Here is a 24,840-nt window from a genome sequence, read left to right as displayed (position 1 = left end):
AAGAAAGAACACAGTTAAATAAAATTCACTCATCCACTCAAACACTCATTCCCCCATTGTATATGAAACGCATCGCCCTGTTCCCCGGATCTTTTGATCCCTTCACTAACGGACACTATGATGTGGTGATGCGTGGGGCCAAGCTGTTTGACGAGGTGATCGTGGCTATCGGGAACAACAGCAGCAAGCAGCGGTATATCCCCGTGGATAGGATGTTTGAGGTGATGACCCGTCTGTTTGCGGATCATACGAACATTAAAGTGGACACTTTTAAAGGGCTCACCGCCGAGTATGCGCGCGAGAAGGGGGCGCAGTTCCTGCTGCGCGGGCTGCGCAACACCACCGATTTCGAGTATGAGAATACCATCGCCCAGGCCAACCGCCACGTAAACCACGACCTGGAGAGCGTTTTCCTGATCACCTCGCCGCACCTTGCCGCCATCAGCTCCTCCATCATCAGGGAGATTCACCGGTTTGGCGGCAACGTGGATGAGTTTATACCTTTCCGGTTTTCAGAGATTGCAGATAGTGTCGGATAACGAAGGCAATGGAGGTATACGCCTTTGGCAGCACCTCCTGCACCTCCTCCGGCGTCATCCAGCGCACCTCCTCAATAAACTCCTCCGCCTGTGGCTTCATCAGGCTGTCGTCGGTGCAATCCATCAGGTACCAACTGGTTTTCTTCAGGATCTTTTTGCCCTTGAAGGCATACGAGTGCCAGGTCTTCGGTAGCTTCTCCACCACCTCTACCTTAATGTTGCACTCCTCCTCTACCTCACGCATGGCGCCTTCGCGCACTTTCTCCTTCTTCTCCAGCTTACCTTTAGGCAGGTCCCACACACCCAGGCGGTAGATCATCAGAATCTTGCCTTCCTTCAGCACCAGCCCACCGGCAGCCTTCACGATCTTGAACTGGTCCTTCAGGTGCTCGATGAGCTTTTTCTTTTTATCAGCCACCAGCGTCAGCGAGTTCAGCTTTTTTAGCCTCTTCACCTCCATCAGGCGCACCAGGCGGTCTATCAGTTGCGCGTCTGCTTCCTTTATCAGCACATCCCCCACCAGATCTTTGGATGTAAAGTGGTCCGAGGCTTTCAGAATGAGGTCATACTCATGCTTATACACCTTGTCGGTGGCTTTTTTAAGGATAAGCGGAATGTCGTTAATAAAAACGTTCATGCGTTTTGGGTGCTCCAGTGGAAGCGTAATTTATACAAAACAAAAAATAAATCGGCGCAATCAAAATACGCAGCCATAAAAAGGAAGATTATTTCTGTAAATTCGGGTCATGGATTCTACGACAACAGCATACCAAGTGGCCTCGTTCCTGCTCGAGACAGAGGCCGTGAAGTTAAGACCGGAGCAGCCGTTTAAGTGGAGCAGCGGCTGGAACTCTCCTATCTATTGCGATAACCGCGTCACGCTTTCTTTCCCGTACATCCGCAGTTACATTAAACAGCAGCTGGCGGAGCTGGTAAAGCAGCAGTATCCGGAGGCAGAGGCCATTGCGGGAGTAGCCACCGCAGGTATAGCGCAGGGCGCCCTGGTGGCAGACTTGCTGGAGATGCCTTTCCTGTACGTACGCCCCGAGCCGAAGAAGCATGGCATGGGTAACCAGATCGAAGGGCGCCTGCTAGAGGGCCAGAAAGTGGTGATGATCGAAGACCTGATCTCTACCGGTGGGAGCTCGCTGAAGGCAGCGGAGGCCGTGAAAGCCGCCGGCGCCGAGGTAGTGGGCATGGCCGCTATCTTTACCTATGGCTTTGCCACGGCCGATGAGAATTTCCAGAAAGCCGGTATCCCGCTGCACTGCCTCAGCAACTATAACGCCTTGGTAGAGGCTGCCGCCAAACAAGGCTATATCCAAGCGTCTGCCATGGAAACGCTGGCAGAGTGGCGTAAATCACCGCAGACCTGGGGTCTCTAATCATTTAAGTTGAGAAAATACAAAAGGGAGGCAAATTTATACTTTGCCTCCCTTTATACTTTAAGCCCTTCGTAGTTTACAGCACGCGCATCTCGATGCGCCGGTTCAGCTGGCGGTTCTCTTCAGAGGTGTTTGGCTGCACGGGCTTCATCTCGCCATAACCCTTGTAGCGGATGCGCTCTTTGCTGATGCCGTTGCTAGCCAGGTAATCCACCACAGATTTGGCGCGGCGCTCGGAAAGTACCTGGTTGGCCTTATCAGCTCCCACATCATCGGTATGGCCAGAGATTTCGATCTTCAACTGTGGGTTCTGCTGCATAAAGGCAATAAGCTTATCCAACTCCGTTTTCGATTTCTTCTCCAGGTTATACTTTCCGGTATCAAAGAACAGGTTGCTCAGCACCATGGCCGCCCCGGATTTGATCGGGTCCAGGTACACATCCAGCGCCACCGGCGAAAGCGCCTTCGAGGAAGTGTAGTCGAAACTGCGGCTGTTCATCAGGTACTTTGGGGCAGACACATACAGGGCATACTGCTTGCCCTGCGTCAGCACCACCGTATACTCCCCTGATACTTTGTCAGAGCTTACCTGCTGCACCAGTGAGTCTGCCTCCACATCGTAGAGTTGCACCTGCGCCGCCAGCGGCTTTTTGGTGGCTGCATCAAACACGCGCCCCTGGGCATAGGTGCTGGTTACGCGGCTGCGCCACGCGGCCGGCACATCAAACCTGTAGAGTTGTATGGTTGGAGGGCCGGCCTCGGTGTTTACTTGCCTGGAGTAATAGCCCACTTCACTGTCCGGTGTGATAAAGAGCGAGCCTTCGTCGGCAAAAGTGTTGAGTGGGTACCCCAGGTTCTGTGGCTCAGACCATTTGCCGTTCTCGCTCATGTCCGATTTAAACACATCCAGCCCCCCCATGCCGATATGGCCATCGCTCACAAAGTATAAGGTGCTGCCGCTCATATGGATCGAGGGCGCCATGTCGCGGCCCGTGGAGTTGATCTCTTTCCCCAGATTCACGGGCTTCCCCCAGGAGCCGTCGTCGTTGCGGTACGTTACCCAAATGTCTTCCTTGCCAACGCCCCCTCCACGCGTAGAGGTAAAGTATAACGTACGGCCATCAGCCGAAAGGCTTGGCTGCGAATCCCATGCTTTGGAGTTGACCGTCTTGCCCATGTTCTGCGGTTTACTCCACTCGTTTCCTGTCCGGAAGGAGATGTATAAATCGCAATCACCTTGGGTGTCCGGCCGGTTACAGGAGGTGAATACCAGTGTTTTGCCATCCCCGGAAATGGTGGCTGCCCCTTCGTTGGCCGGGGTGTTGATATTTTCGGAGATAGGTGCAGGTGCCTGCCAGCTGCCGTCTTTGTATTGGCTCACAAAGATGTTCTCGTCATGGTCCGGGCGGCCACTCTCGCGGGCAGTATAGATAAAATAGCGCTGGTCGGCAGTGGTGTACGGGAAGTACTGCAAGCCAAAGCGGTTGAGGGTGCCTGGCAGTTGCTCCGGGTTAAACTGCACCGGCTTCTGCATGGCCTCCTGCGCAAAGGCAGCCGTTTTCAGCTGCCGCTTCGCCCACTCCACCTGCTTGGCATTATTGGAGCCAGTCTTCAAGAAGGTCTCATACCACTGGCTGGCTGCTTCGTAATTACCTTTGTCGAAGTATAACTCAGCCAGCTCATAGTAGTTGTTGGCTTGTCCTTTGGAGAACGGCAGCAGTTTCAGGCCTTTCTCCATATACTCAAAGGCTGCCGCCTTATTGCCCATGAGCCTGTGCAAACCGGCAGCACGCAGGTACGCGTCGGCAAAGTTGGAGTCTTTTTGTATGGCCTCATCCAGCGCCTGCAGGGCGCGGTCAAAATCGCGGGCCCGGGCGTAGCTGTCGGCTTTCTCGTATAAACGCTCTGCTTTGGCCGAGGTGGTGCTAAGTTTTTGGTTTTGCGCCAGCGTGGTGGAGGCAGAGCCCAGCACCAACAGGGAGGCAATCAGCAGCTGTTTATACTTCATAGGGTGTTAGGGGATGTCCATGTACTTGTGCGTCTGCAGCGACACACGCCATTTCGGGTTGTTTTTCACATACTCTACGATAAGCGGCGTCATTTCGCTGGCCTTGCTCCACTCCGGCTGCAAGTATAATTTGCAGTGCTCCCCTACTCTGGCGGCATGTTCCTCTGCCCACTTAAAGTCACTCTTGTTAAAGATAATCACTTTTAGCTCATGCGCAAAGGGATACACCGAGGCATCGGGCTGCTTAAACTTTTTAGGCGACAGACAGATCCAGTCCCAGTTGCCGCTCACGGGGTACGCGCCTGATGTTTCGATATAGGTTTTGATGCCGCGGGCCTGAAGTTGCGCTGTCAGCGGCTCCAGGTTGTACAACAGTGGCTCGCCCCCCGTTATCACCACGGCTTTGCCCGGATAGGCAGCAGCCGTTTCTACGATGTCTTCTACCGGGGTAAGCGGATGTGCCTCGGCATCCCAGCTTTCCTTCACATCACACCAGTGGCAGCCCACATCGCAACCGCCCAGGCGGATAAAGTATGCCGCCGTACCGGTATTGCCACCCTCCCCTTGTATGGTATAAAAAGCCTCCATCAAAGGCAACAGGCTACCATCTTTAGGTACCTGGTGTATGGAGGCCGTCTTGTATGTTTTTTCTTCTTCCAATGCTCTAATTCCCTCTGGCCATACTTAGAACTGAGCGTATAGCCGTTTCTACTCGTGTTTCCGCCTTTCTGAAAGTGTACGCTATACTTCCGGCAGAACTCACAAAGTTACGAAAAAGGATCAGGATTTACAGGATTAAAAGATTCTCAGGGTTTTGCTTGGGAAGAATGGGCAAGGTGCAGCCAAGCTTAATCCTGACTATCCATTGTAATCCAACAAATCCTGGCTCAAAAAAAGCCCTCTCCTGTTCAAGGAGAGGGCTGTGGTGGTTATCTATATACTTCCTTCTTAGCAGCTTTAAGCGTGTTCATCATCAGCATGGCAATGGTAAGTGGGCCCACCCCACCTGGAACCGGGGTAATGTAGCTGCACTTCTCGGCCACGTTATCAAAGTCTACGTCGCCTCTCAATCTAAAGCCTGATTTGCGGCTAGCGTCCGGCACGCGGGTAGTTCCTACGTCGATCACCACGGCACCCTCTTTCACCATGTCAGCCGTAATGAGGCCAGGCCTGCCAACGGCAGCAATAATGATGTCGGCCTGGCGGGTATGGTAGGCCAGGTCCACGGTGTTGCGGTGGCAGAGCGTTACCGTGGCGTTGCCCGGGTAGGCAGCCTTGGCCATCAGGATGCTCATCGGGGAACCCACAATGTTGCTGCGGCCAACCACCACGCAGTGCTTGCCGTTCGTCTCGATCTCGTAGCGCTGCAGCAGCTGCAGGATACCAGCTGGCGTAGCGGGCAGATAGGCCGGTAAGCCAGCCACCATGCGTCCCACATTGGTTGGGTGGAAGCCGTCCACGTCTTTTCTGGGGTCAATCGCCTCGATCACCTTCTCGGTGTTGATGTGCTTTGGCAGGGGCAACTGCACAATAAAACCGTCAATCTCCTCGTCCTCGTTCAACTCTTTGATCTTGTTCAGCAGCTCCTCCTCGGTAACCGTTTCATCGTAGCGGATCAGCGAAGATCCGAAGCCAATGCGCTCACAAGTAGCCACTTTATTGGTAACATAGGTAACGGAGCCGCCATCGTTACCTACCAGCACAGCAGCCAGGTGCGGCAGTTTGCCTCCTTTTTCTTTGATGGCAGCCACCTCAGCTGCGATTTCGTTCTGAATGGCTTCGGATGTTTTTTTACCGTCGAGCAGGATCATGATAGTAGTTAAATGTTATGTGTTATTAGTTAGGAGTTACAAATTTACATAGGAGTCGTTTACCAGGTCCTCCTCCTCTAGCTGCAGCAGTTCCTGGTAATAGTTACATTGCTGCCGCAGCACTTCTATACCCAGCGATCCTTCCAGGTCAATGGCTTCAATCTCGATAAAATGGCCAAGCTCCTCCAGGAAATCGATGTGGAACTTCACGTTCTCGATAAAGAAAATCTTCCGGAGCTTCTTTACCTCAGCCAAAACCTTTCGGCCATTGCAAACCTGTGCTATGGAGGCCGTGCTTGGGTTTTTCAAGTATAAAAGCACCTCCGTCTTCAGCGCCTCCCCGTTCCGCTCCCGGTTGTAGTGGAGTGGATCAGCACGTTCTCGATATGGCCTTGGCGGTGCTTTAGCTTACCAAACTCTGACTCGTAGAAGGTGTCTGTCTGTACATCCAGGCCTTTGTAGACCGCTCCGTTTTGCAGCAGTATACTTTCTGCCTCGGCAGGATCGGCACAACAGGCTTTTATAGTGATATCAGCGTACATCGAAAGGTATTTGGCTTATAGCCGAAGTATAAAAGCGACAAGCCCCGGCGCGCAGGGGCACGTCGGGGCTTGTTTATTTTAGTCGAGTTTGAGCACGGCTAAGAAGGCTTCTTGTGGGATCTCCACGTTGCCTACCTGGCGCATGCGTTTCTTACCCTTCTTCTGCTTTTCGAGGAGCTTGCGTTTACGCGAAATATCACCGCCGTAGCACTTGGCCAGTACGTTCTTGCGCATGGCCTTCACCGTTTCGCGGGCGATGATCTTCTGGCCAATGGCCGCCTGAATGGCAATCTCGAACATCTGGCGCGGCAGCAGCTCACGCAGCTTTTCGCAGAGGCGCTTGCCCCAATCATAGGCCTTGTCGCGGTGTACAATGGCGCTCAGGGCGTCCACTTTCTCACCGTTCAGCATGATGTCCAGCTTTACCATGTTGGATGGGCGGAAGCCAATCAACTCATAGTCGAGGGAGGCGTAGCCACGGGAAATGGTCTTCAGCTTATCGAAGAAGTCGAACACGATCTCGGCCAGCGGCATCTCAAAGGTCATCTCCACACGATCGCTGGTAAGGTAAGTCTGGTTCTTCAGGATACCGCGCTTGTCCATACACAGCGTGATGATCGGCCCCACGTAATCAGACTTAGAAATGATTTGCGCTTTGATGAAAGGCTCCTCGATGTGGTCGATATAGTTTGGATCCGGCATCTCCGAAGGAGCATTCACCTTCACCATTTGCTCTTTTGTAGTATAGGCGTGGAACTGCACCGACGGCACGGTCGTGATCACCGTCATGTCGAACTCGCGCTCCAAACGCTCCTGCACAATTTCCATGTGCAGCATTCCCAGGAACCCGCAACGGAAACCGAAACCGAGGGCGGCGGATGTCTCCGGCTCCCACACCAGCGAGGCATCGTTCAGCTGCAGCTTCTCCATGGAAGCGCGCAGTTCCTCATACTCGCTCGTCTCTACCGGGTAGATACCGGCGAATACCATAGGCTTCACGTCCTCAAAGCCCTGAATACCCTGGGCCGGACGATCTACGTGCGTGATGGTATCACCTACTTTAACCTCTTTGGCGTTCTTGATACCGGAGATCAGGTAGCCCACGTTACCGGCAGCCATTTCCTGGCGAGACTCCTGGTTCAGCTTCAGCACCCCAATCTCATCAGCCTCATAGGTTTTGCCGGTGTTGATGAACTTCACCTTCTCCCCTTTCTTCAGCGTGCCGTTAAAGATGCGGAAGTATACCTCAATGCCTCTGTAGGAGTTAAAAACGGAGTCAAAGATCAGCGCCTGCAGCGGGGCAGCCGGATCACCCTTCGGGGCCGGGATTCGGTCGCATATGGCGTTCAGGATATCCTCGATACCAATACCAGCCTTACCGGAGGCATGGATGATGTCTTCTTTGTCGCAGCCTATCAGGTCGATGATCTGGTCAGACACCTCTTCCGGCATGGAGTGCGGCAGGTCGATCTTGTTCAGTACCGGAATGATCTCCAGGTCGTTGCCGATGGCCAGGTACAGGTTAGAGATCGTCTGCGCCTCAATCCCCTGGGAGGAGTCCACAATAAGCAGTGCCCCCTCGCAGGCAGCGATGGAGCGGGAAACCTCATAGGAAAAGTCAACGTGGCCAGGTGTGTCGATCAGGTTGAGCACGTAATCCTCTCCCTTGTAGTGGTAGTTCATCTGGATGGCGTGGCTCTTAATCGTAATGCCGCGCTCACGCTCCAGGTCCATGTTATCGAGCAGCTGGTTTTGCATTTCACGCTCTGCCACCGTAGAGGTAAACTCCAGCAGGCGGTCGGCCAGGGTACTCTTACCATGGTCGATGTGGGCGATGATGCAGAAATTGCGAATGTTCTTCATAAATGTCTATACGAAAAGCAAAGTTAAGAAGAATGTGCATTTGTTGCTGCTATCAGGCCTTAAGAATTATAAAAGCCATACTTGGGCATGGTAATAGTCGCTTGCCTGGCAGGGCCGCTCCCTTAGCCGCCCTGTCTCCAAATCCTTAAAATCTTAGCCCAAAAATGACTATATTCGCATCAAATCTGGAAAAAACTAGTTCATATAAGTATGCAACTTACAAAAGTAGAGCATTATAAGCCTGTTAACCATATCCGTATCGTTACGGCTGCCTCTCTGTTCGATGGCCACGATGCCTCGATCAATATCATGCGCCGCATTATTCAGGCCTCCGGGGCAGAGGTAATTCACCTGGGCCACAACCGCTCGGTGCAGGAGATCGTGGACTGCGCTATTCAGGAAGACGCACAGGCCATCGCCATCACCTCATACCAGGGCGGCCACCTGGAGTACTTCAAGTATATGTACGACCTACTCAGCGAGCGTGGCTGCGGACACATCCGCATCTTTGGCGGCGGCGGCGGCGTAATCCTGCCTACCGAGATCGAGGAGCTGCACCAGTATGGCATCGCCCGCATCTACTCCCCGGACGACGGACGCGCCATGGGCCTGCAGGGCATGATCAACGATATGCTGGAGAAGTGCGACTTCCCGACAGGCAAGGACCTGAATGGAGAAGCCAAGCACCTGAAAGATAAAGACCCGAAAGCCATTGCCAAGCTTATCTCAGCCGCTGAAAACTTCCCGGAGGAGGCCCGCGGTATACTCGACGAAGTAAAAGAGCAGGCGAAAGATGTAAAGACACCCGTATTGGGCATTACGGGCACAGGCGGAGCCGGAAAGTCCTCTCTGGTAGATGAACTGGTGCGCCGCTTCCTGCTGGACTTCCCAGACAAGAAGATCGCCATCATCTCCGTAGATCCTTCGAAGCGTAAGACAGGCGGAGCCCTGCTGGGCGACCGTATCCGCATGAACTCGATCTCTAACGAGCGGGTATACATGCGCTCCCTGGCCACACGCCAAAGCAACCTGGCCCTGAGCAAGTATGTGCAGGATGCCGTGGACATCGTCAAAGCAGCTGATTTCGATCTGATCATACTGGAGACATCGGGTATCGGCCAGTCGGACACGGAAATCATTGAGCACTCGGACATGAGCCTGTATGTGATGACGCCGGAGTACGGTGCCGCCACGCAGCTTGAGAAGATCGACATGCTGGACTTTGCTGATGTGATTGCCCTAAACAAGTTTGACAAGCGCGGCGCCCTGGACGCCCTGCGCGACGTGAAAAAGCAGTACAAGCGCAACCACCAGCTGTGGGACGTGAATGACGAGGAAATTCCGGTGTTCGGAACCATTGCCTCGCAGTTCAACGACCCGGGCATGAACCAGCTGTACCGCGCTATCATGGCCAAAATCTCTGAGAAAACGGGCGTGGCGTTCAACTCCAACCTGCAGACATCAAAAGAGATGTCGGAGAAGGTGTTCATCATCCCTCCAAGCCGCACGCGTTACCTTTCTGAAATTTCCGAAACCATCCGCAACTACGACAAGTGGACGAAAGACCAGGCGGAAGTGGCCCAGCGACTGTACGGTATCAAAAAGTCCATTGAGGCCGTGCAAAGCATTGAGGTGGAGGATAAAGACCGTTTGATCAAGCAACTGGAGCAGGCTTATGCCGAAGTGGAGCTGAACTTGGACGGGCAGAACAAGAAGATCCTGGAGAACTGGCAGGAGAAAGTGCAGGCCTATAAGAACGAGTTCTACGTGTTTAAAGTGCGCGACAAGGAGCTCAAGATAAAAACGCACACCGAATCGCTCTCGCACCTGCAGATACCGAAAGTTGCCACACCTCGCTACGAGGCCTGGGGCGATTTGCTGAAGTGGAACCTGCAGGAGAACGTGCCGGGTGAATTTCCATACACAGCGGGTGTGTTCCCGTTCAAGCGCGAAGGCGAAGACCCTACCCGCATGTTTGCCGGCGAAGGTGGCCCGGAGCGTACGAATCGCCGCTTCCACTACGTAAGCTTAGGCATGCCAGCGAAGCGTCTGTCTACAGCCTTCGATTCCGTTACACTATACGGCGAAGATCCGGATTACAGACCCGACATCTACGGTAAAATTGGTAACTCTGGCGTAAGCATTTGCTGCCTGGATGATGCCAAGAAACTATACTCTGGCTTTAACCTGGCCGACCCAAAGACTTCGGTATCCATGACCATCAATGGTCCGGCTGCCATACTCACCGGCTTCTTCATGAATGCCGCCATTGACCAGCAGTGCGAGCTTTATATTAAAGAAAACGGCCTGGAGGATGAGGTAAATGCTAAGATCGAAGCCATCTATAAAGACAAAGGCGCTGAGCGTCCGCGCTACCAGGGCAGCCTGCCGGAAGGCAATGATGGCCTGGGTCTGATGCTGCTGGGCGTTACCGGCGACCAGGTACTGCCGGCGGAAGTATACGAACCGATAAAGACCCGCACACTGGCAGCCGTTAGAGGTACCGTGCAAGCCGATATCCTGAAAGAGGACCAGGCACAGAATACCTGTATCTTCTCCACGGAGTTCTCGCTGCGCCTGATGGGCGACGTGCAGGCTTACTTCATCGACAAGAACGTACGTAATTTCTATTCGGTGTCCATTTCCGGCTACCACATTGCTGAGGCTGGTGCTAACCCGATTACCCAGCTGGCCTTTACGCTGGCTAACGGCTTTACGTTTGTGGAGTACTACGTGAGCCGCGGCATGGACATCAACAAGTTTGCGCCGAACCTGAGCTTCTTTTTCTCCAACGGCATCGATCCGGAGTATGCGGTAATTGGCCGTGTTGCCCGTAGGATCTGGGCGAAGGCGATGAAGCACAAGTATAACGCCGATGCCCGCTCGCAGATGCTCAAATACCACATCCAGACATCCGGCCGTTCGCTGCATGCCCAGGAGATCGACTTTAACGATATCCGCACCACACTGCAGGCGCTGTATGCGATCTACGACAACTGTAATTCCCTACACACCAACGCCTACGACGAGGCCATCACCACGCCTACAGAGGCGTCTGTTCGTCGTGCGATGGCGATTCAGTTGATCATTAACCGCGAATTAGGGCTGGCGAAGAACGAGAACCCGCTGCAAGGCTCGTTTATCATCGAAGAGCTGACGGACCTGGTGGAAGAGGCTGTACTGACCGAGTTCGACCGTATCACAGAGCGTGGCGGTGTGCTGGGTGCTATGGAAACCATGTACCAGCGCGGCAAGATCCAGGAGGAAAGCTTATACTATGAGACGCTGAAGCACACCGGCGAGTACCCGATCATCGGGGTGAATACCTTCCTCTCTTCCAAAGGCTCTCCTACCGTGATCCCGACAGAGGTTATCCGGGCCACGGAAGACGAGAAGCAGTACCAGATTACGATGGTGCGCGCCCTGCAGGAGCGCAATGCCGATAAATCAGAGGAGATGCTAAAGCGTATCCAGCAGGTGGCCATTAACAACGGTAACATCTTCGAGGAGATGATGGAGACAGTGAAATACTGCTCCCTGGGCCAGATCACCAACGCTCTGTTTGAGGTGGGCGGACAGTACCGCAGAAACATGTAGGTCATCCTAAAAGTATAAAGTATAAAAGCCGGGCCCTGTGGTCCGGCTTTTCTTTTACGTGTGCCCCCTGATAATTTTAGGGCGCACTTATACCTGCATCAGGTGTGTCTCGTAAGTATAAGCTCAAGTTAAAACAATTGAAGGATGAACACACCAGATAAAGCTCCGCTCATGCTTTTACTCGGCACGGTGGTTTTAATTGGGGCTGCCGCCTATATCTTTGTCAACAGCCAGTTCGACGAGGAGGATTTTGAGTTTGATACCTATGATGAGCATAGCGAGGATTATCTCTAGCAGTTACAGCCATACGTAAAATTAAAGAGCCCGCTGCACTCCAGGCACAGCAGGCTCTTTTCGTAATAGGGTCTTGGGGGTTTACAGGGAAAAGTTGCCGGTTGCCTCCGGCTGGAAGAGTATCTTCTCAATTTTATAGTTGATCGTGCCCGATGGTACCGGCCACTCCACGATGTCGCCTTCTTTACACCCGATAATGGCGGTGCCAACCGGCGCAAAGATAGAGATCCTGCGGGTGTTAATGTCAGCATCCTTTGGGTACACGAGTGTTATTTCCAACTCGGTTCCTTTCTGCATGTCTTTCAGCAGCACCTTGGAGTTCATGGTCACTACGTTAGCCGGAATTTCCTCCGAAGGCACCAGTTTGGCACGCTTCAGCTCCTCGCCTAGTTTGCCGATGTTTGCGGCGGCACCATTGCTGCTTTGCCGCTGCACCTGAATCAGGTCTATAAGACGCTTATAGTCTTGTTCGGTCAGGTAAATAAGGTTGTTGTCCATATGATCAGTTAAGTACATAGTTTCTGCTGATGCTGCTGGGTGCTTGGCTTTTGGGAAAGTAGAGCTCTTTGAAGCTCATGTTTCGGCCCTGCTCCACACGCCTGAAAATCTTATCGGGCGTAATGCTGCTTATACTATCAAAGCCGCACGCCTCCATGACCTCTACCGTAGATTTTAACGTGTTGCCATGGAAATTGGCCACCCGCACGCGCTTGTCTGCCACGTCTAGCCCCTTATACAGGTTCTTATCTTGTGTGGCAATGCCTACCGGGCAACGCCCCGAATCGCACTGCAGCGCCTGTATGCAACCAAGGGCGAACATCATGCCGCGGGCACTGTAGCAGCTATCAGCTCCCAGTGCGATCGCCTTGATGATGTCCACGCCTGTGATGATCTTGCCGGCGGCGATAATTTTAATCTCGTCGCGCAAGCCATACTTGCGCAGCGTGCTCTGGGCAAAAGCCAGGGCATCGTACAGCGGCATGCCTAGGCTGTCGGTAAACTCCAGCGGCGCCGCCCCTGTGCCTCCCTCTGCCCCATCAATGGTGATGAAGTCCGGGAATAGGCGGTTGTGCATCATCTCCTGGCACAGGCGCTCAAACTCCTGTTTGTTGCCGATACACAGCTTGATGCCGATAGGTTTCCCGTCTGACAGCACCCGTAGCTTCTCAATGAAGAGCAGCATGGTAAACTGGTCGCTGAAGGCAGAGTGCGCAGGAGGCGAAGCCACTGTAGTATACGGCTCCACCTTACGGATAGCAGCAATCTCCGGGGTGTTTTTGGCGGCCGGCAGTATTCCACCATGCCCAGGCTTAGCGCCCTGAGACAGCTTGATCTCCACCATTTTGATGTTCGGGTGCGCCACCTGCTCGCGGAACAGCTCCTCCGAGAAGTTGCCGTTCTTGTCACGGCATCCGAAATAACCCGTGCCGATCTGCCAGATCAGGTCGCCGCCCCCTTCTATATGGAATGGGCTCACGCCCCCTTCACCGGTATTGTGGGCAAAACCACCCAGTTTCGCGCCCGCGCTCAGGGCCGTTACGGCCGTTTTGCTCAACGAGCCGTAGCTCATGGCCGAAATATTGTAAATGCTGGCGCTGTAAGGCTGCTTGCAGCGGCTGCTGCCCATTGTCACGCGCAGGCTGTCCTCTTTTACGTGCACCGGGAACATGGTGTGGGCAATCCACTCATACCCTACCTCCAGGCTGTTGCTGTGCATGCCGAAGGGCACCGTCTGACGCACATTTTTGGCGCGCTGGTACACAATAGAGCGTTGGCGGCGGCTAAAGGGCTTGCCGTCTGTATCCGACTCGAAGAAATACTGGCGGAACTCGGGGCGAATACTCTCAAAGAAATAGCGCAGGTAACCCACCAGCGGGTAGTTGCGCAAAAGCGAGTGCCTGGCCTGCCGGATGTTGTGCAGGTACACCAGGTGCAGCGGCACGAGCAACAGCAAGAGCCAGAGCATCTGCCGGTCGAAAATAGATAAAAAAAGCGTAACTAAGTAAGCACTGGAGAAGGCGTACGAGAACGTGCGCCTGACGCTAATAGTTGTAGCCATAAAAATTAAAAAGGATGTAGTTCTGACGTTTATACTTTTGGGTTCGCCGGGGTGTAGGTTCCAGAATTACCAGGTAAGAAGCAACCGGCAATTCTGGGCACGTTAGCTAAAGTCTTTCGGGGTCGTGTAAAAGTGCAGGCAGTAACCGTTCAGCTTGTCACACAGCGTTACATGGTGCGATGCAGACACCAGGCCGGAACGCCGGGCCGGGGTGTAGCAAGGAGCGATATGTAGCTGCTGTGGATGCATGGTTAGTTTATGGGTGCAAAGTTATGCGATTCTTTTTGATAAAAGCCAGCTAAACCTGCAGAGATATTTAACCTACCCAGGAGTACTGATGCTACGTCGGAAATGTTATAATTCTCGCATCTGCCTTACATGGCGTTCAAGGGCAAACCTGGGCATTTTCTGCTGATTATGCGCTTTTCTAACTGCTTTATACTTAGGTAACAAAAAGCTAACGTACAAGTTTTAAAGTTGGGCAACCTTACAGCCCGAAACGCGTTCTAAAAACCAAGTTCAACCCTTTACCCCTACCACGTATGAGACAGTTCGCATCCATTTCGTCCGTGCTTCTGCTGAGCACGTCGGTGGCGCTAGTTCTGAAAAACTGGCTAGCCCCGGCAGACATCAACATAGACCTTGAAGACGAAGATTATCATCTGTACCTATAGTATAGAGGCAGCGCTTCACGAAAGGCTACTTCCCATCAAGAAGTAGCCTTTTTTGTTTTAAAGTGTTGTTACCGCACTTAAGGTTGCAACGGCAAGGTTAACCGCTCCTGCTTTGGCATAGGACTAAAAAATGGTAGCTTTGTGTAGATCTCTCGTAAGAGATGATAAACTTTCATACTAAACCGCACCTGTGGGTGCACAACCGTATACTATGGATTTAAAAGAGAAAATCAGCTACATCATTGGCCGCGACATGGCCACCAACCTCAAAAAGCAAGGGATAGAGGTGGAAGCCGAGTCGTTTATGCAAGGCCTGAAGGATGTGCAGGCGGGCACTCCTTCGTCACTGTCGCAGCAGGAGGTGCAGGAGGCCATGATGGCGCTGCAGCAGGAGATGGCGCAGAAGCAAAACGCGGCCGGCTCCTCCAACAAGCAGGCTGGCGAGGCTTTCCTGGCTGAGAACAAGAACAAGGAAGGTGTGCAGACACTGCCAAGCGGACTGCAGTACATGGTGCTGAAAGAGGGCACCGGCAAGTCGCCTTCTGCTTCTGATACCGTAACTACGCATTACCACGGCACCCTCATCAACGGTACCACGTTCGACTCCTCTTATGAGCGTGGCCAACCGGCCACTTTCCCGGTGAACGGCGTGATTGCCGGCTGGACCGAGGCGCTGCAGAAAATGAAGGAAGGCGCCAAGTGGAGACTTTTCATTCCGGCGGAGCTTGCTTACGGAGCACAGGGCGCTGGCGATGTGATCGGGCCAAACTCCACCCTTATCTTCGATGTGGAGCTACTGCAGGTAAAATAACAGCACTGCACTCCAGACACACAAAAGCCCGGGCTGTAGCAACAGTCCGGGCTTTTATACTTGCGGGCTCCCCTGCTTTCCTTACCTGGTCCCCATCTTAATCAGCTGCATTTCATTTAGCCAGCGCTGTCCCTCCTCCGGGTACATAAAGTGCTGCATGATCAGAAACCGGCCATCCTGCATCAGCTCGTCGCCAGTCAGCTCACTCACCAGGTCATGCATCAGGAACACAGGCAGTACCACCGCCACAAAAACGTCATCGTTCACGATAGAGAGCACCTCGGGAAAAACATACTCAAAGATCCAGCGCTGATCCTGGCGGCAAATGGTGCCACGCTTTTGCAGGTCTAGCTGCCATTTGACCGGTTTCAGCCTGCGTACTTGCTCTAAGATCTCTTTATAGCCACTTCTCAATTCGTCTGAGCTTACCGCTCCCTCCCAACGCACCACCAGTGTCTGCTCCCCTTCCTCATAGCAAACGCTTAGCTTCTCCGTCTTCAGCAGCACCTCTGCACCCGTTGGCCTTGCGGCCAGTATATTTAAATCAACCATTCTTTCCATTGGAGTAGTTCGTATTTGGGATAAGGCACTTCAGGAGGTGCGGCAGCAACTTCCGACGAGCCTGTTCCCAACGCCTTCTTGCAACACCTTTCTAAAACTTTAGAGAGGTAAATTTGTCCGTTATAAAGTTAAAAAGCAACTATATAACACTTAATTTATATTATATATGATATTTTATTAAGCGAGTAGCTCCTCAAGCACTTCAGTACCAGCAAGAAGAACAGTGTGGTTAGGGCATAAAATAGCCTAAAGCGAACAAATACTTGTGAAAGACGTTCATAAACCAGCAAACCATCATCCCTTAAAAACAACAGTTGTATGGCTAATACACCTAACGAAGGCAAAAAATTCTTAGACAGTGTCCATCAGTATTTCGACCACGCTGCCAGCTTCTCCAAGCTCAGCCCAGGCATTCTGGCGCAGATCAAGGCTACCAACAGCGTGTACAAAGTATCTTTCCCGGTTGAGATTGACGGGAAAATTGAGGTAATAGAGGGAATACGCGTGCAGCACAGCCACCACAAGCTCCCATCCAAGGGCGGCATTCGCTTCAGTATGCAGGTTGATGAGGACGAGGTAAAGGCGTTGGCCACCCTGATGACTTTTAAATGCGCTGTGGTGGACGTGCCGTTTGGCGGTGCCAAAGGAGGTGTAAAGATCAATCCCAGAACCAGCTCCGTAAAAACACTGGAGCGCGTCACGCGCCGCTACGCGGCAGAGCTGATCAAGAAGAACCTTATTGGCCCGGGTATGGATGTGCCAGCCCCAGACTACGGTACCGGCAGCCGCGAAATGGCTTGGATCGCGGACACCTACCAGGCGCTGAAGTATGGCGAGACCAATGCGCTGGGTTGTGTAACGGGCAAGCCGGTAGGCCAGGGCGGTATCAGAGGCCGTGCCGAGGCGACGGGCTTAGGCATCTACTACGGCCTACGCGAACTGCTTTCGGACGCAGACATGCTGAAAGGCAAAGGCCTGACCGGAAATACCATGGAGGGTAAACGCATTATTGTGCAGGGGCTGGGTAATGTGGGTTACCATGCGGCCTACTTCTGCCAACAAGACGGCGCCATCATCACAGGCATCGCAGAGCGGGAAGGCGGCATTTACAACGAGAATGGCATAGACGTGCAGGAGGCCTTCAAGCACCGCAGCGAAAACGGCTCCATTCTTAATTTCAAGGACTGTAAGAACTATGATAATTCAGAGGAAATGCTGGAGCTGGAGTGCGACATCCTGCTGCCGGCGGCACTGGAGAACGTCATTCACAGCGGCAATGCGGGTCGAATCAAAGCAAAGATTGTTGCAGAGGGCGCCAACGGGCCTGTGACACGCGAAGCGGAGGACATCATGCTGAAAAACAACATCGTTATTTTGCCAGACCTATACCTAAATGCCGGCGGTGTAACTGTGTCGTACTTTGAGTGGCTGAAGAACCTATCAAACGTGCGCTTTGGCCGGATGGGGAAGCGGGCAGAAGAAGCCAGCTACCGCCGCCTGGTAAACGCCATCGAAACGAGCTCTGGCAAAAGCATGACATCCACTGAGCGCGCCTTCCTGACGCAGGGAGCCGATGAGATCAGCTTGGTGCGCTCCGGCCTGGAGGATACCATGATCAACGCATACCATGAAATAAGGGATGTGATGGTGCAGAAAAGAACACCCGGTTTACGCTCGGCCGCGTTTTTGACGGCGATAGAGAAGATCGGTGTCAGCTATGAGTTGCTGGGTATCTTCCCTTGATACTTCGCCTTATGGAAGAGAACAGAAGGTCAGGTTGTGTGTGTGATCACCACATCCTGGCCTTTTTTTACGTCCGCGAGCCACTGCAGTGCTTCCTGCATCTGGGTAAAGTAGTTAAACTGGATAAAATGTTGCTGGGGGAGCGTTGCCGGCACCTGGTAGTTAGTCACGATTGCCTTGAAATGGGCATTAGAGAAGACAACAGCCGCGTAAATCTCTTCTTGAATGCAATCGTGCACCTTATGGTAATACTCCTGGCTCAGCCATACCTCCTGGTCGCGGTCTAGTGGCCCGATCTTCGATTGATCGGTGCAGAAGAAATAGATCTGCCTATGTTCGCAAACAAACTGAAGCGCGTGCAGGTAAGCATCCATCAGCGCATCCATGTTCGGCTTTTGCAGCCACTTAATAAGCAACAGCCTTTCCTGTTCCTGAAAAGTAATATTTACACCCGGGGTTTCGTATATCACCATAAGTGAAGGAACTTAACATATAGTTTATCGAAATATACATACTTATAAATTCATAAACAAGCACTTATCGTGCAACTAATTCACCCCTTTTTGGCTCTTGGTATTGATAGCCTGTCGACTTGAGAATCCAAGGCAGGATTAATAGTACAATTTATGGTTTGTGCATCAACATAACATTATTTTAGCCATACCTCTACCATGACACGAAACAACCTGCTGCTCCCCTTCCTAGTGCTTGGCGTGAGCCTGATTATCTGTGCTGTGCTGCTCTCGCAGATCTTCCGCTTCCGCGATCAGGCGAACCAGACGATCAATGTGACCGGTTCTGCCAAGCGCGAGATTACGTCCGACCTTGGCATACTCCGCAGCAACATCCAGGCTGATGCCCCCACTGCCGAAGCCGCTTACCAGCGCCTGCTGGAACAGCGCCCAACGGTATTGGCGTATTTAAAGAAGCAGGGTTTTGCCGATGCCGAAGTGGAGCTCAATACCATCAACCTGAACCCAATGTATGAGGTGACCAGCCAGGGCTACAGCACCAACCGGATCATACAGTATAACGCTAATCAGCAGGTACAGGTAACCTCGAAGGATGTGCAGAAGATAAAGGAGGTGTCGCTGGACATGACCTCGCTTGTGCGCCAAGGCATCAACATTATGGTGATGCCGCCGGAGTACTACTACACCCAACTGGCCGACCTGAAGATTGAGATACAGGCTGATGCCGCCAAGGATGCCCTGCACCGGGCACAAAAGATTGCTGAGGCGACCGGAAGCGACCTGGGCGCCATCACCAATGCCCGTATGGGTGTCATCCAAATCACGCCGGTCAACTCTAACATGATCTCCGACTATGGCATCAACGACGCCACCTCCATTGACAAGGAAATCACGGCGGTGGTAAGCGCCTCGTTCAGGCTGGATTAGGCACACCGCAAGTATAAAAGCAGCAAAGGCCGGAACATATGCTCCGGCCTTTGCTGCTTTTATACTTGCCACATCCTTAGCTATTGCTGATGTTGAGCCAGGTGTTAAAGATCTTCTCCTGTGTTGGGGTAGGATTGTCTACGCGGATAAACTGGTAACGCACGCTGTTATCCTGCAGCATCTTCACCTCCAGCGTCTGCAGTTTGCCGTCGCGCGAGATAAGCACCTCGGCCGTTTCGCCTATGCCCATGCTGCTGATTAGGCGCTCGAGGTCGTCGCCAGCGCGGTAACCGTTAACGGCAATGATCTCGTCGTTCACGTTTAGGCCGCCTTCCCAGGCACTGCTGCCCCTGCTCACGCCGCGCACCATCAGCTTGCCACCCGACATAGCGGCAGAAGCGCCCCAGTTGATGGCCTGACTTCCCTCGTTTGTGTTCACCAGCTGCAGGCCGGCTGCATCAAAGTACTTGTTGTAATCCGGGGATTCCGTGCCGTTAACGTAATTGCGGAAGAATGTGTCCATGTTACGTCCGGAAATCCGCTCCACCGCCTCTTTGAACTCGGCCTCCTTGAAACCACGGTTCAGCTTTTTGTAGTAGCGCTCGTACATGTAGCGCATTACGTCGTCCAGGCTCTTCTCTCCTTTTGTGGCTTCCATGATCTCCATGTTCAGCAAGTGGCCCAGCACGCCTCCTTTGGTGTAGTAGGATACCTCTGCATTATTCGAGTTTTCGTTACGGCGGTAATACTTTATCCAGGCATCAAAGCTGGATTCCGCCACCGGCTGTATCTTGTTGCCTGGAGTGTTCTCCACAGAATTTATACTTCCGGCCACAATGCCCAGGTAGCGGTCTGGTGAGTAGAACCCGGCGCGGCGCACCAACAGGTCGTCATAATAGCTCGTGATGCCCTCAGACACCCACAGCAGGCGCGTGTAATTTTCGTTGTTATAGTCAAAGGGGCCGAGCGGCTCCGGGCGTAGGCGCTTCACGTTCCAGAGGTGGAAGTACTCGTGGGCCACCAGCGCCAGAAAACCGTGGTAGCTGCTCTCGGTGCCATAGTTCCAGCGCGAGGTCTGCAAGGTGGTGGAGTTTAAGTGCTCCAGCCCGCCGCCGCCGCGCTCCAGGTTGTGCACGATGAACACGTAGCGGTCCACAGGCAGCTCGCCCATCAGGAGCACCGCCTCCTCGATCACTTTGGTCATGTCAGCCATTAGCTTTTTAGGCTCGTAGTTGCCGCCGCCATACATGGCCAGTTCGTGCGGCACGCCGGCAGCCGTGAACTCGTATACTTCGTGCGTGCCGATCTCCAGCGGGGAGTCTGCTAAAATGTCGTAATTCGGGAAGGTGTACGTAAACTTACCGGTGCTTTTCAGGCCTGTTGAAACCTGGTTCCACCCATTGAACGGCTTCACCACCAGGGTACCCTGCTGCTGCTCATAGCCCTCCGGGTACATAAAAATGCTGGTACCGTTCACATAACCGTGGCTGGCGTCGAGGTAGCTCGTGCGCACGCTCAACTCATAGGCATACACATCATAGGTGGCCCGCACCACGCTGGCTTTGTTGCTGTACACGCGCCAGGTGTTTTTATCGATCTTCTCGCTGCGTAACGGCTTTCCTGAGCCATCAGTAGCTTCAAAGCCTTCCACGTTCTTGGCGAACTCGCGCACCAGGTAAGAGCCTGGCGCCCAAACAGGCATGGTAAAGTCGATGTACTTTTTGCGGGCACCGCTCAGCTCGGCCTCTACCTCGAAGTAGTGTGTGTGCGGCTCCGGCATGGAGAGGGTGTAGCGCAACTCTGCCGCCAGTGCCGCTGCCGCGTTACCCAGGCAAAGGAATAGAACAATTAAGAGTGACAGTTTAAATCGTTTGTGTTTGAGCATGTTTGTGTAAGGGATGATTTAGATTCAACAGGCATTTTACAACAATTAGCCAGTTTTTCAAAATCCCTGTACAAACAACTAAAGGTAGCAAGGCCCGCTAGGCGGCGTGTGTGGACTTGGAGTCGAGCCAGCTTACCGCTTCCGGCACCTCATAAAAGTTCTTCATGATGATCACCTCGTTATAGCTGCGCAGGCCATACCTCCCCGCCTCGTGCAGCAGAGTTTTGTAGCACCTCTCCGAGAGCACGATCGCCACGTAATTGCCTGTACCAAGCCGGGACATTATGCTGGGGAAGAAGTAGCGCTGCAGCCACATTTCCTCCTCCTCATCCAGTTCGCCAATCTCGCGCAGGTCCAGCAGCCAGTGCTTTATGCCGCTCTTCTCGGCGCAGCACAAAGCCTCGAGCAATCCTTCCTTAAACTCTTTAGAACTTAACTGTTTATGACACCTAAGGTAAAGTCGTTTCTGCACCTGCTCGCAGTCTATCTCCAAGGAACTAGCTTTATAAAGTATCATTGTAGAAAAGGTAAGCAACAGCGACAAAGGTATGTATTTAATATTAAATATCACTATAGCCATACCTTTTCTTTGCCTTCTCCAGACACTAAATTTTGTAAAGGCACGGTTTTTACCTATCAAAGCGAATAGGCAGCAAGTAGAACTTTTAGCATTACTGGATATGTTTCTGTAACTGAGCCTATCAAAGGTGCCCACTTTTAACAAGAGTGGCATGAATTTTTCTTTTACTAGGCTGCAACCCATAAACCAACGCTATGAAAAAAAACTTGCTGCTTATACTTTCCCCAGTCTTGCTGTTAGTGCTTTTACTGGTGTTCATGCCACAGCACTTCGCCCGTTCCAGAGAAAACAAGTCAGAGTTTCCCCCTGCCTTGGCTACCTCTGCACCGCAACAGCAGGATCGTACTTCTGCTCCGGAACAAACCCATACTGGGTTGTCAGCTGTTCGTGCCGCTGGTGCAACTGAAAGCCAGGACATGATTTCCTATGCCCTCACCCTCATCGGCACACCCTATGTTTGGGCCGGCGAAACCCCGGAAGGCTTCGACTGCTCTGGCTTCATAACCCACGTGTATGAGGAGTATGGCGTTCAGTTGCCCCACTCTTCCCGCATGCAGGCCGATGAAGGCGAGCAGGTGACACGACAGGAGGCCCAGCCCGGTGACCTGGTTATCTTTACCGGCACCAATCCCCAGGTGCGAGAGCCAGGCCATGTAGGAATTGTTATCTCCCAGCCCGGCGACACGATTGAGTTCGTGCATTCCTCCTCAAACGGCGGTGTTAAGATCAGCCAAGTGGAGGGCAGCGGGTACGAAGGGCGTTTTCTGCAGGTGCGGCGCGTGCTGTAGGCTTACCTATAACTCTTTTGCGTTTTCACGTACAACGGACCATGGCTGGCCCTTAGGGCCTTACAATGCGAACAACATAAGCTATGGTACACCCCTACATCGTTAATACCCTTAACGCACTGCTGCTTATCACAGCAGGCCTCATCCTATACTTCAGCAACCCCGCCAGGCCGCCGGTGATGCTGGCTGCGCCATTCTTTGGTATACTATTCCTGGCCTGCACCTACCATCTGCGCAAGCATAACCGGTTTGTATTCCATACTGTGTCTGCGCTTACGCTGCTAACGGGCCTGCTTCTGATCTGGCAGCTTGACCCGGAGACGTTTACCTGGAACCTGCACTATATCCTACTGCTCCTGATGGCCTTTAGCTGTTTTGTAGCTGTTGCTTTTTATGTCGGCACCTTCGTGCAGGAGCGACGCAAGAGCAACAACAGCATCTATAAGGATGACTTGTAAACAGGCAAGTTGGGAAAGAGGGCAGAGAAGAAAGAAATTCCAAAAGTGACAGGGGTGCCCCTAATCGGCGCAGGCGAGCAGAGCGCATGCGTGGGGTAACAGGACTGCCGCCCCAGCCGAACTGCTGAAAAAAAAGAAACACCTGATGTGGCCCGTCAAGACACACCAGGTGTTTCAGAATCCTTCAATTTCTCAGTAAGCGGCGCCCTGTTTTTCAGTTTACCATCTCTTAAGAAGACCAAAGGTAATTTGCTATCTGCGCAAGCAGTAGCTCGTACTGCTTACTAAGCCAGCTCACCTTTTACGTGAGCATTATTACCTTGGCTTACTAAGACGACCGATGGATTAGACATAGCACCTCCTTTCTCTTTAGTCCGACATAAACCTTAAGCCGCCGCTGCGTTATTATAACGAACTTTTGGCTTAAAGGCCGTGGCACCCGCCACTCACTTGTTTATAAAGATAAAAAAACGGTTAAAAGTTCACAATGTTTCCTTCTTTATAAGTCCCCTTTTTCACGTTCCCTTACCCTTCATTGCTACTCTAAAGCCCGCCTCCTCCACAACCTACTGAGGAACAATACAGTCCACTAAAACTACCGCTTACCTTGCTGCGCAGTTAGCGCTTTAACCTTCTAAAAAAGTATTAAAAAAATCGGCCATTTTTGTGCGGGGCTGAAGTCAAAACCTAACTTTTTTTCATATATTACCTTGCAAACAAACAACTAATCGTAAAATTCAGATGAAAAAGCACCTCATCACCCTGGTTCTGCTCATGATGTTCTCCACTGTCGCCTGGGCCCAGAGCCTTTCCCCTATCGGGGTATGGACGAACGAAGATGGCAAGGCGAAGTTTGAGATCTACAAGTGCGGTGACAAACTCTGTGGCAAGATTGTATCCCTTAAGGAGCCTCTGCGCAATGGTAAACCAAAGCTGGACGATAACAACCCTGATAAGAAGCTCCGCAACAGGCCGCTTGTAGGCATGCGATTTATGGAGGGCTTTGAACACGAGGGAGGAAACAAATGGGACGACGGCACGATTTACGACCCGGAGAGCGGCAAGACCTATAGCTGCTACATGAAAATGACCGGCAAGGACAAAATGGAGGTGAAAGGGTACATCGGCATCTCGCTGATTGGCAGATCGCAGAACTGGACCCGGGTTCAATAGACCGAAAAAGGAAGAAAAGCAAAAGGGTTAGCCACGAAAGCTAACCCTTTTTATTAACCCTTTACCAGCCTATTAACTGTGAATTGGCGTTGTAGGTTTTGAATATTTCAACAAAAAGCTGCTGACTCTAAAATACTTGCAATATCTTATAGGTTTTATCTCTAAAAACAAATGTTTCTCCTGCTGTTTTACCCATCATTGCCTTACAAAGCGGCGACAGACCTGAAATGGCATAGTAAGACTCCCCATCCAGCTTTATCTCCCCAAGACTCACGCCAATAAAGTAATTCTGCAACTCCGTGTGCACCACGGCACCTAGCGAAACGTCCTGGTTCATTTTGGTGGCGTTAATACGCCGCAGCACGCTTTGCGTGGTTATAAGCTCATCCAGCTGGCGCGCATACATATCTCGCTGTATCTGGCAATTCTCCCGGAAAGACTCGAACTTGTCCTCCATTGCCCCCTGATGATCGTTCGCGCTTTCCTGAGCCTCATCCATAGCGTCTTTAGCCGCCTTTATCTGCGCGTTTAGCAGCTTGTTACTTTCCTGTAGCAGCCGCTTTTTTGTTTCGAGTTCTTGTGTTAGTATTTCCATTGAGTTACAGGGTTAGCAGCAACGATGACCATACAGGAAGCCCCTGAGGCCCAAACAGGCAGCTGCAGATTTGA

25 protein-coding genes are annotated in these 24,840 nt (G+C 52.4%); 11 read left to right on the top strand and 14 right to left on the bottom strand.

Features of this window, described 5'->3' with window-relative positions:
- Positions 1 to 62 precede the first annotated feature (62 nt).
- Positions 63 to 539 carry a pantetheine-phosphate adenylyltransferase gene (gene coaD, locus PXG97_RS00605; protein ID WP_276495766.1) on the top strand — a complete coding sequence of 159 codons (477 nt, stop codon included), beginning with the start codon at positions 63 to 65 and terminating at the stop codon, positions 537 to 539.
- Here coaD and PXG97_RS00600 read toward each other — a convergent pair.
- The gene (locus PXG97_RS00600) at positions 496 to 1,176 is read right to left on the bottom strand and encodes an NUDIX hydrolase (protein WP_276495765.1); all 681 of its coding nucleotides are present in this window, start codon (positions 1,174 to 1,176) and stop codon (positions 496 to 498) included. The two genes, coaD and PXG97_RS00600, sit on opposite strands and share 44 nt — an antisense overlap.
- A 109-nt stretch (positions 1,177 to 1,285) precedes the next feature.
- Between PXG97_RS00600 and pyrE the strand changes: the two genes are divergently transcribed.
- Positions 1,286 to 1,924 carry an orotate phosphoribosyltransferase gene (gene pyrE, locus PXG97_RS00595; RefSeq protein ID WP_276495764.1) on the top strand — a complete coding sequence of 213 codons (639 nt, stop codon included), beginning with the start codon at positions 1,286 to 1,288 and terminating at the stop codon, positions 1,922 to 1,924.
- Between the two features lie 76 nt (positions 1,925 to 2,000).
- Here pyrE and PXG97_RS00590 read toward each other — a convergent pair whose 3' ends face one another.
- From PXG97_RS00590 to lepA, 6 genes are all read right to left on the bottom strand, one after another.
- The gene (locus tag PXG97_RS00590) at positions 2,001 to 3,932 is read right to left on the bottom strand and encodes an OmpA family protein (RefSeq protein ID WP_276495763.1); all 1,932 of its coding nucleotides are present in this window, start codon (positions 3,930 to 3,932) and stop codon (positions 2,001 to 2,003) included.
- Positions 3,933 to 3,938: 6 nt separating this feature from the next.
- The gene (locus PXG97_RS00585; RefSeq protein WP_276495762.1) at positions 3,939 to 4,592 is read right to left on the bottom strand and encodes a 7-carboxy-7-deazaguanine synthase QueE; all 654 of its coding nucleotides are present in this window, start codon (positions 4,590 to 4,592) and stop codon (positions 3,939 to 3,941) included.
- Between the two features lie 269 nt (positions 4,593 to 4,861).
- Complete coding sequence (locus PXG97_RS00580) at positions 4,862 to 5,743, bottom strand: bifunctional 5,10-methylenetetrahydrofolate dehydrogenase/5,10-methenyltetrahydrofolate cyclohydrolase (RefSeq protein ID WP_276495761.1); 882 nt, start codon at positions 5,741 to 5,743, stop codon at positions 4,862 to 4,864.
- A gap of 36 nt (positions 5,744 to 5,779) precedes the next feature.
- The gene (locus tag PXG97_RS00575) at positions 5,780 to 5,998 is read right to left on the bottom strand and encodes a CYTH domain-containing protein (RefSeq protein ID WP_276495760.1); all 219 of its coding nucleotides are present in this window, start codon (positions 5,996 to 5,998) and stop codon (positions 5,780 to 5,782) included.
- A 74-nt stretch (positions 5,999 to 6,072) separates the two neighbouring features.
- On the bottom strand, positions 6,073 to 6,285 hold the full coding sequence (locus PXG97_RS00570; protein WP_276495759.1) for a CYTH domain-containing protein: 213 nt from the start codon (positions 6,283 to 6,285) through the stop codon (positions 6,073 to 6,075).
- Between the two features lie 78 nt (positions 6,286 to 6,363).
- Positions 6,364 to 8,148, bottom strand: coding sequence for a translation elongation factor 4 (gene lepA, locus PXG97_RS00565; RefSeq protein WP_276495758.1), 1,785 nt, complete (start codon positions 8,146 to 8,148; stop codon positions 6,364 to 6,366).
- Positions 8,149 to 8,358: 210 nt separating this feature from the next.
- Between lepA and PXG97_RS00560 the strand changes: the two genes are divergently transcribed.
- Together PXG97_RS00560 and PXG97_RS00555 are read left to right on the top strand one after the other, a co-directional pair.
- A complete protein-coding gene (locus PXG97_RS00560) occupies positions 8,359 to 11,745 on the top strand; it encodes a methylmalonyl-CoA mutase family protein (protein ID WP_276495757.1) in 3,387 nt (1,128 codons plus the stop codon).
- A gap of 144 nt (positions 11,746 to 11,889) precedes the next feature.
- On the top strand, positions 11,890 to 12,039 hold the full coding sequence (locus PXG97_RS00555; RefSeq protein WP_276495756.1) for a hypothetical protein: 150 nt from the start codon (positions 11,890 to 11,892) through the stop codon (positions 12,037 to 12,039).
- Positions 12,040 to 12,120: 81 nt separating this feature from the next.
- On the opposite strand, the gene rnk is transcribed toward PXG97_RS00555, so the two are convergent.
- The gene (gene rnk, locus PXG97_RS00550; protein ID WP_276495755.1) at positions 12,121 to 12,537 is read right to left on the bottom strand and encodes a nucleoside diphosphate kinase regulator; all 417 of its coding nucleotides are present in this window, start codon (positions 12,535 to 12,537) and stop codon (positions 12,121 to 12,123) included.
- 4 nt (positions 12,538 to 12,541) lie between these two features.
- Entirely contained in the window at positions 12,542 to 14,098 is a 1,557-nt protein-coding gene (locus tag PXG97_RS00545) for an FMN-binding glutamate synthase family protein (RefSeq protein WP_276495754.1), read from the bottom strand.
- 542 nt (positions 14,099 to 14,640) lie between these two features.
- Here PXG97_RS00545 and PXG97_RS00540 point away from each other — a divergent pair.
- Together PXG97_RS00540 and PXG97_RS00535 are read left to right on the top strand one after the other, a co-directional pair.
- The gene (locus tag PXG97_RS00540; RefSeq protein ID WP_276495753.1) at positions 14,641 to 14,772 is read left to right on the top strand and encodes a hypothetical protein; all 132 of its coding nucleotides are present in this window, start codon (positions 14,641 to 14,643) and stop codon (positions 14,770 to 14,772) included.
- A gap of 211 nt (positions 14,773 to 14,983) precedes the next feature.
- On the top strand, positions 14,984 to 15,583 hold the full coding sequence (locus tag PXG97_RS00535) for a BamJ family beta-barrel-assembly machinery protein (RefSeq protein WP_276495752.1): 600 nt from the start codon (positions 14,984 to 14,986) through the stop codon (positions 15,581 to 15,583).
- An 81-nt stretch (positions 15,584 to 15,664) separates the two neighbouring features.
- Here the strand turns inward: PXG97_RS00535 and PXG97_RS00530 are convergent, their stop codons facing one another.
- On the bottom strand, positions 15,665 to 16,135 hold the full coding sequence (locus PXG97_RS00530; protein WP_276495751.1) for a hypothetical protein: 471 nt from the start codon (positions 16,133 to 16,135) through the stop codon (positions 15,665 to 15,667).
- 327 nt (positions 16,136 to 16,462) lie between these two features.
- Here PXG97_RS00530 and PXG97_RS00525 point away from each other — a divergent pair, with 327 nt between their 5' ends.
- Positions 16,463 to 17,887 carry a Glu/Leu/Phe/Val family dehydrogenase gene (locus PXG97_RS00525; protein WP_276495750.1) on the top strand — a complete coding sequence of 475 codons (1,425 nt, stop codon included), beginning with the start codon at positions 16,463 to 16,465 and terminating at the stop codon, positions 17,885 to 17,887.
- A gap of 29 nt (positions 17,888 to 17,916) precedes the next feature.
- On the opposite strand, the gene PXG97_RS00520 is transcribed toward PXG97_RS00525, so the two are convergent.
- On the bottom strand, positions 17,917 to 18,360 hold the full coding sequence (locus PXG97_RS00520) for a hypothetical protein (RefSeq protein ID WP_276495749.1): 444 nt from the start codon (positions 18,358 to 18,360) through the stop codon (positions 17,917 to 17,919).
- A 198-nt stretch (positions 18,361 to 18,558) separates the two neighbouring features.
- On the opposite strand from PXG97_RS00520, the gene PXG97_RS00515 reads away from it, so the two are divergent.
- A complete protein-coding gene (locus PXG97_RS00515) occupies positions 18,559 to 19,287 on the top strand; it encodes an SIMPL domain-containing protein (protein WP_276495748.1) in 729 nt (242 codons plus the stop codon).
- 76 nt (positions 19,288 to 19,363) lie between these two features.
- On the opposite strand, the gene PXG97_RS00510 is transcribed toward PXG97_RS00515, so the two are convergent.
- Complete coding sequence (locus PXG97_RS00510; protein ID WP_276495747.1) at positions 19,364 to 21,172, bottom strand: M61 family metallopeptidase; 1,809 nt, start codon at positions 21,170 to 21,172, stop codon at positions 19,364 to 19,366.
- Between the two features lie 97 nt (positions 21,173 to 21,269).
- Positions 21,270 to 21,581 (bottom strand): hypothetical protein, encoded by a 312-nt coding sequence (locus PXG97_RS00505; RefSeq protein WP_276495746.1) that lies wholly within the window; start codon positions 21,579 to 21,581, stop codon positions 21,270 to 21,272.
- A gap of 365 nt (positions 21,582 to 21,946) precedes the next feature.
- Between PXG97_RS00505 and PXG97_RS00500 the strand changes: the two genes are divergently transcribed.
- From PXG97_RS00500 to PXG97_RS00490, 3 genes are all read left to right on the top strand, one after another.
- Complete coding sequence (locus tag PXG97_RS00500) at positions 21,947 to 22,540, top strand: C40 family peptidase (RefSeq protein WP_276495745.1); 594 nt, start codon at positions 21,947 to 21,949, stop codon at positions 22,538 to 22,540.
- An 83-nt stretch (positions 22,541 to 22,623) separates the two neighbouring features.
- The gene (locus PXG97_RS00495) at positions 22,624 to 22,998 is read left to right on the top strand and encodes a hypothetical protein (RefSeq protein WP_276495744.1); all 375 of its coding nucleotides are present in this window, start codon (positions 22,624 to 22,626) and stop codon (positions 22,996 to 22,998) included.
- 741 nt (positions 22,999 to 23,739) lie between these two features.
- The gene (locus tag PXG97_RS00490) at positions 23,740 to 24,171 is read left to right on the top strand and encodes a DUF2147 domain-containing protein (RefSeq protein WP_276495743.1); all 432 of its coding nucleotides are present in this window, start codon (positions 23,740 to 23,742) and stop codon (positions 24,169 to 24,171) included.
- Between the two features lie 127 nt (positions 24,172 to 24,298).
- Here PXG97_RS00490 and PXG97_RS00485 read toward each other — a convergent pair whose 3' ends face one another.
- Entirely contained in the window at positions 24,299 to 24,766 is a 468-nt protein-coding gene (locus tag PXG97_RS00485) for a hypothetical protein (RefSeq protein ID WP_276495742.1), read from the bottom strand.
- Positions 24,767 to 24,840 lie beyond the last annotated feature (74 nt).

It is taken from the genome of Pontibacter litorisediminis (assembly GCF_029360645.1).
GTDB classification, from domain to species: domain Bacteria; phylum Bacteroidota; class Bacteroidia; order Cytophagales; family Hymenobacteraceae; genus Pontibacter; species Pontibacter litorisediminis.
This window is presented reverse-complemented; position numbering and strand designations above follow the sequence as displayed.

Coding starts and splice junctions, on each gene's coding strand:
- coaD (WP_276495766.1), top strand. CDS start 63: ATGAAACGCATCGCCCTGTTCCCCGGATCTTTTGATCCCTTCACTAAC.
- PXG97_RS00600 (WP_276495765.1), bottom strand. CDS start 1,176: ATGAACGTTTTTATTAACGACATTCCGCTTATCCTTAAAAAAGCCACC.
- pyrE (WP_276495764.1), top strand. CDS start 1,286: ATGGATTCTACGACAACAGCATACCAAGTGGCCTCGTTCCTGCTCGAG.
- PXG97_RS00590 (WP_276495763.1), bottom strand. CDS start 3,932: ATGAAGTATAAACAGCTGCTGATTGCCTCCCTGTTGGTGCTGGGCTCT.
- PXG97_RS00580 (WP_276495761.1), bottom strand. CDS start 5,743: ATGATCCTGCTCGACGGTAAAAAAACATCCGAAGCCATTCAGAACGAA.
- PXG97_RS00570 (WP_276495759.1), bottom strand. CDS start 6,285: ATGTACGCTGATATCACTATAAAAGCCTGTTGTGCCGATCCTGCCGAG.
- lepA (WP_276495758.1), bottom strand. CDS start 8,148: ATGAAGAACATTCGCAATTTCTGCATCATCGCCCACATCGACCATGGT.
- PXG97_RS00560 (WP_276495757.1), top strand. CDS start 8,359: ATGCAACTTACAAAAGTAGAGCATTATAAGCCTGTTAACCATATCCGT.
- PXG97_RS00555 (WP_276495756.1), top strand. CDS start 11,890: ATGAACACACCAGATAAAGCTCCGCTCATGCTTTTACTCGGCACGGTG.
- rnk (WP_276495755.1), bottom strand. CDS start 12,537: ATGGACAACAACCTTATTTACCTGACCGAACAAGACTATAAGCGTCTT.
- PXG97_RS00545 (WP_276495754.1), bottom strand. CDS start 14,098: ATGGCTACAACTATTAGCGTCAGGCGCACGTTCTCGTACGCCTTCTCC.
- PXG97_RS00540 (WP_276495753.1), top strand. CDS start 14,641: ATGAGACAGTTCGCATCCATTTCGTCCGTGCTTCTGCTGAGCACGTCG.
- PXG97_RS00535 (WP_276495752.1), top strand. CDS start 14,984: ATGGATTTAAAAGAGAAAATCAGCTACATCATTGGCCGCGACATGGCC.
- PXG97_RS00530 (WP_276495751.1), bottom strand. CDS start 16,135: ATGGTTGATTTAAATATACTGGCCGCAAGGCCAACGGGTGCAGAGGTG.
- PXG97_RS00525 (WP_276495750.1), top strand. CDS start 16,463: ATGGCTAATACACCTAACGAAGGCAAAAAATTCTTAGACAGTGTCCAT.
- PXG97_RS00520 (WP_276495749.1), bottom strand. CDS start 18,360: ATGGTGATATACGAAACCCCGGGTGTAAATATTACTTTTCAGGAACAG.
- PXG97_RS00515 (WP_276495748.1), top strand. CDS start 18,559: ATGACACGAAACAACCTGCTGCTCCCCTTCCTAGTGCTTGGCGTGAGC.
- PXG97_RS00510 (WP_276495747.1), bottom strand. CDS start 21,172: ATGCTCAAACACAAACGATTTAAACTGTCACTCTTAATTGTTCTATTC.
- PXG97_RS00500 (WP_276495745.1), top strand. CDS start 21,947: ATGAAAAAAAACTTGCTGCTTATACTTTCCCCAGTCTTGCTGTTAGTG.
- PXG97_RS00495 (WP_276495744.1), top strand. CDS start 22,624: ATGGTACACCCCTACATCGTTAATACCCTTAACGCACTGCTGCTTATC.
- PXG97_RS00490 (WP_276495743.1), top strand. CDS start 23,740: ATGAAAAAGCACCTCATCACCCTGGTTCTGCTCATGATGTTCTCCACT.
- PXG97_RS00485 (WP_276495742.1), bottom strand. CDS start 24,766: ATGGAAATACTAACACAAGAACTCGAAACAAAAAAGCGGCTGCTACAG.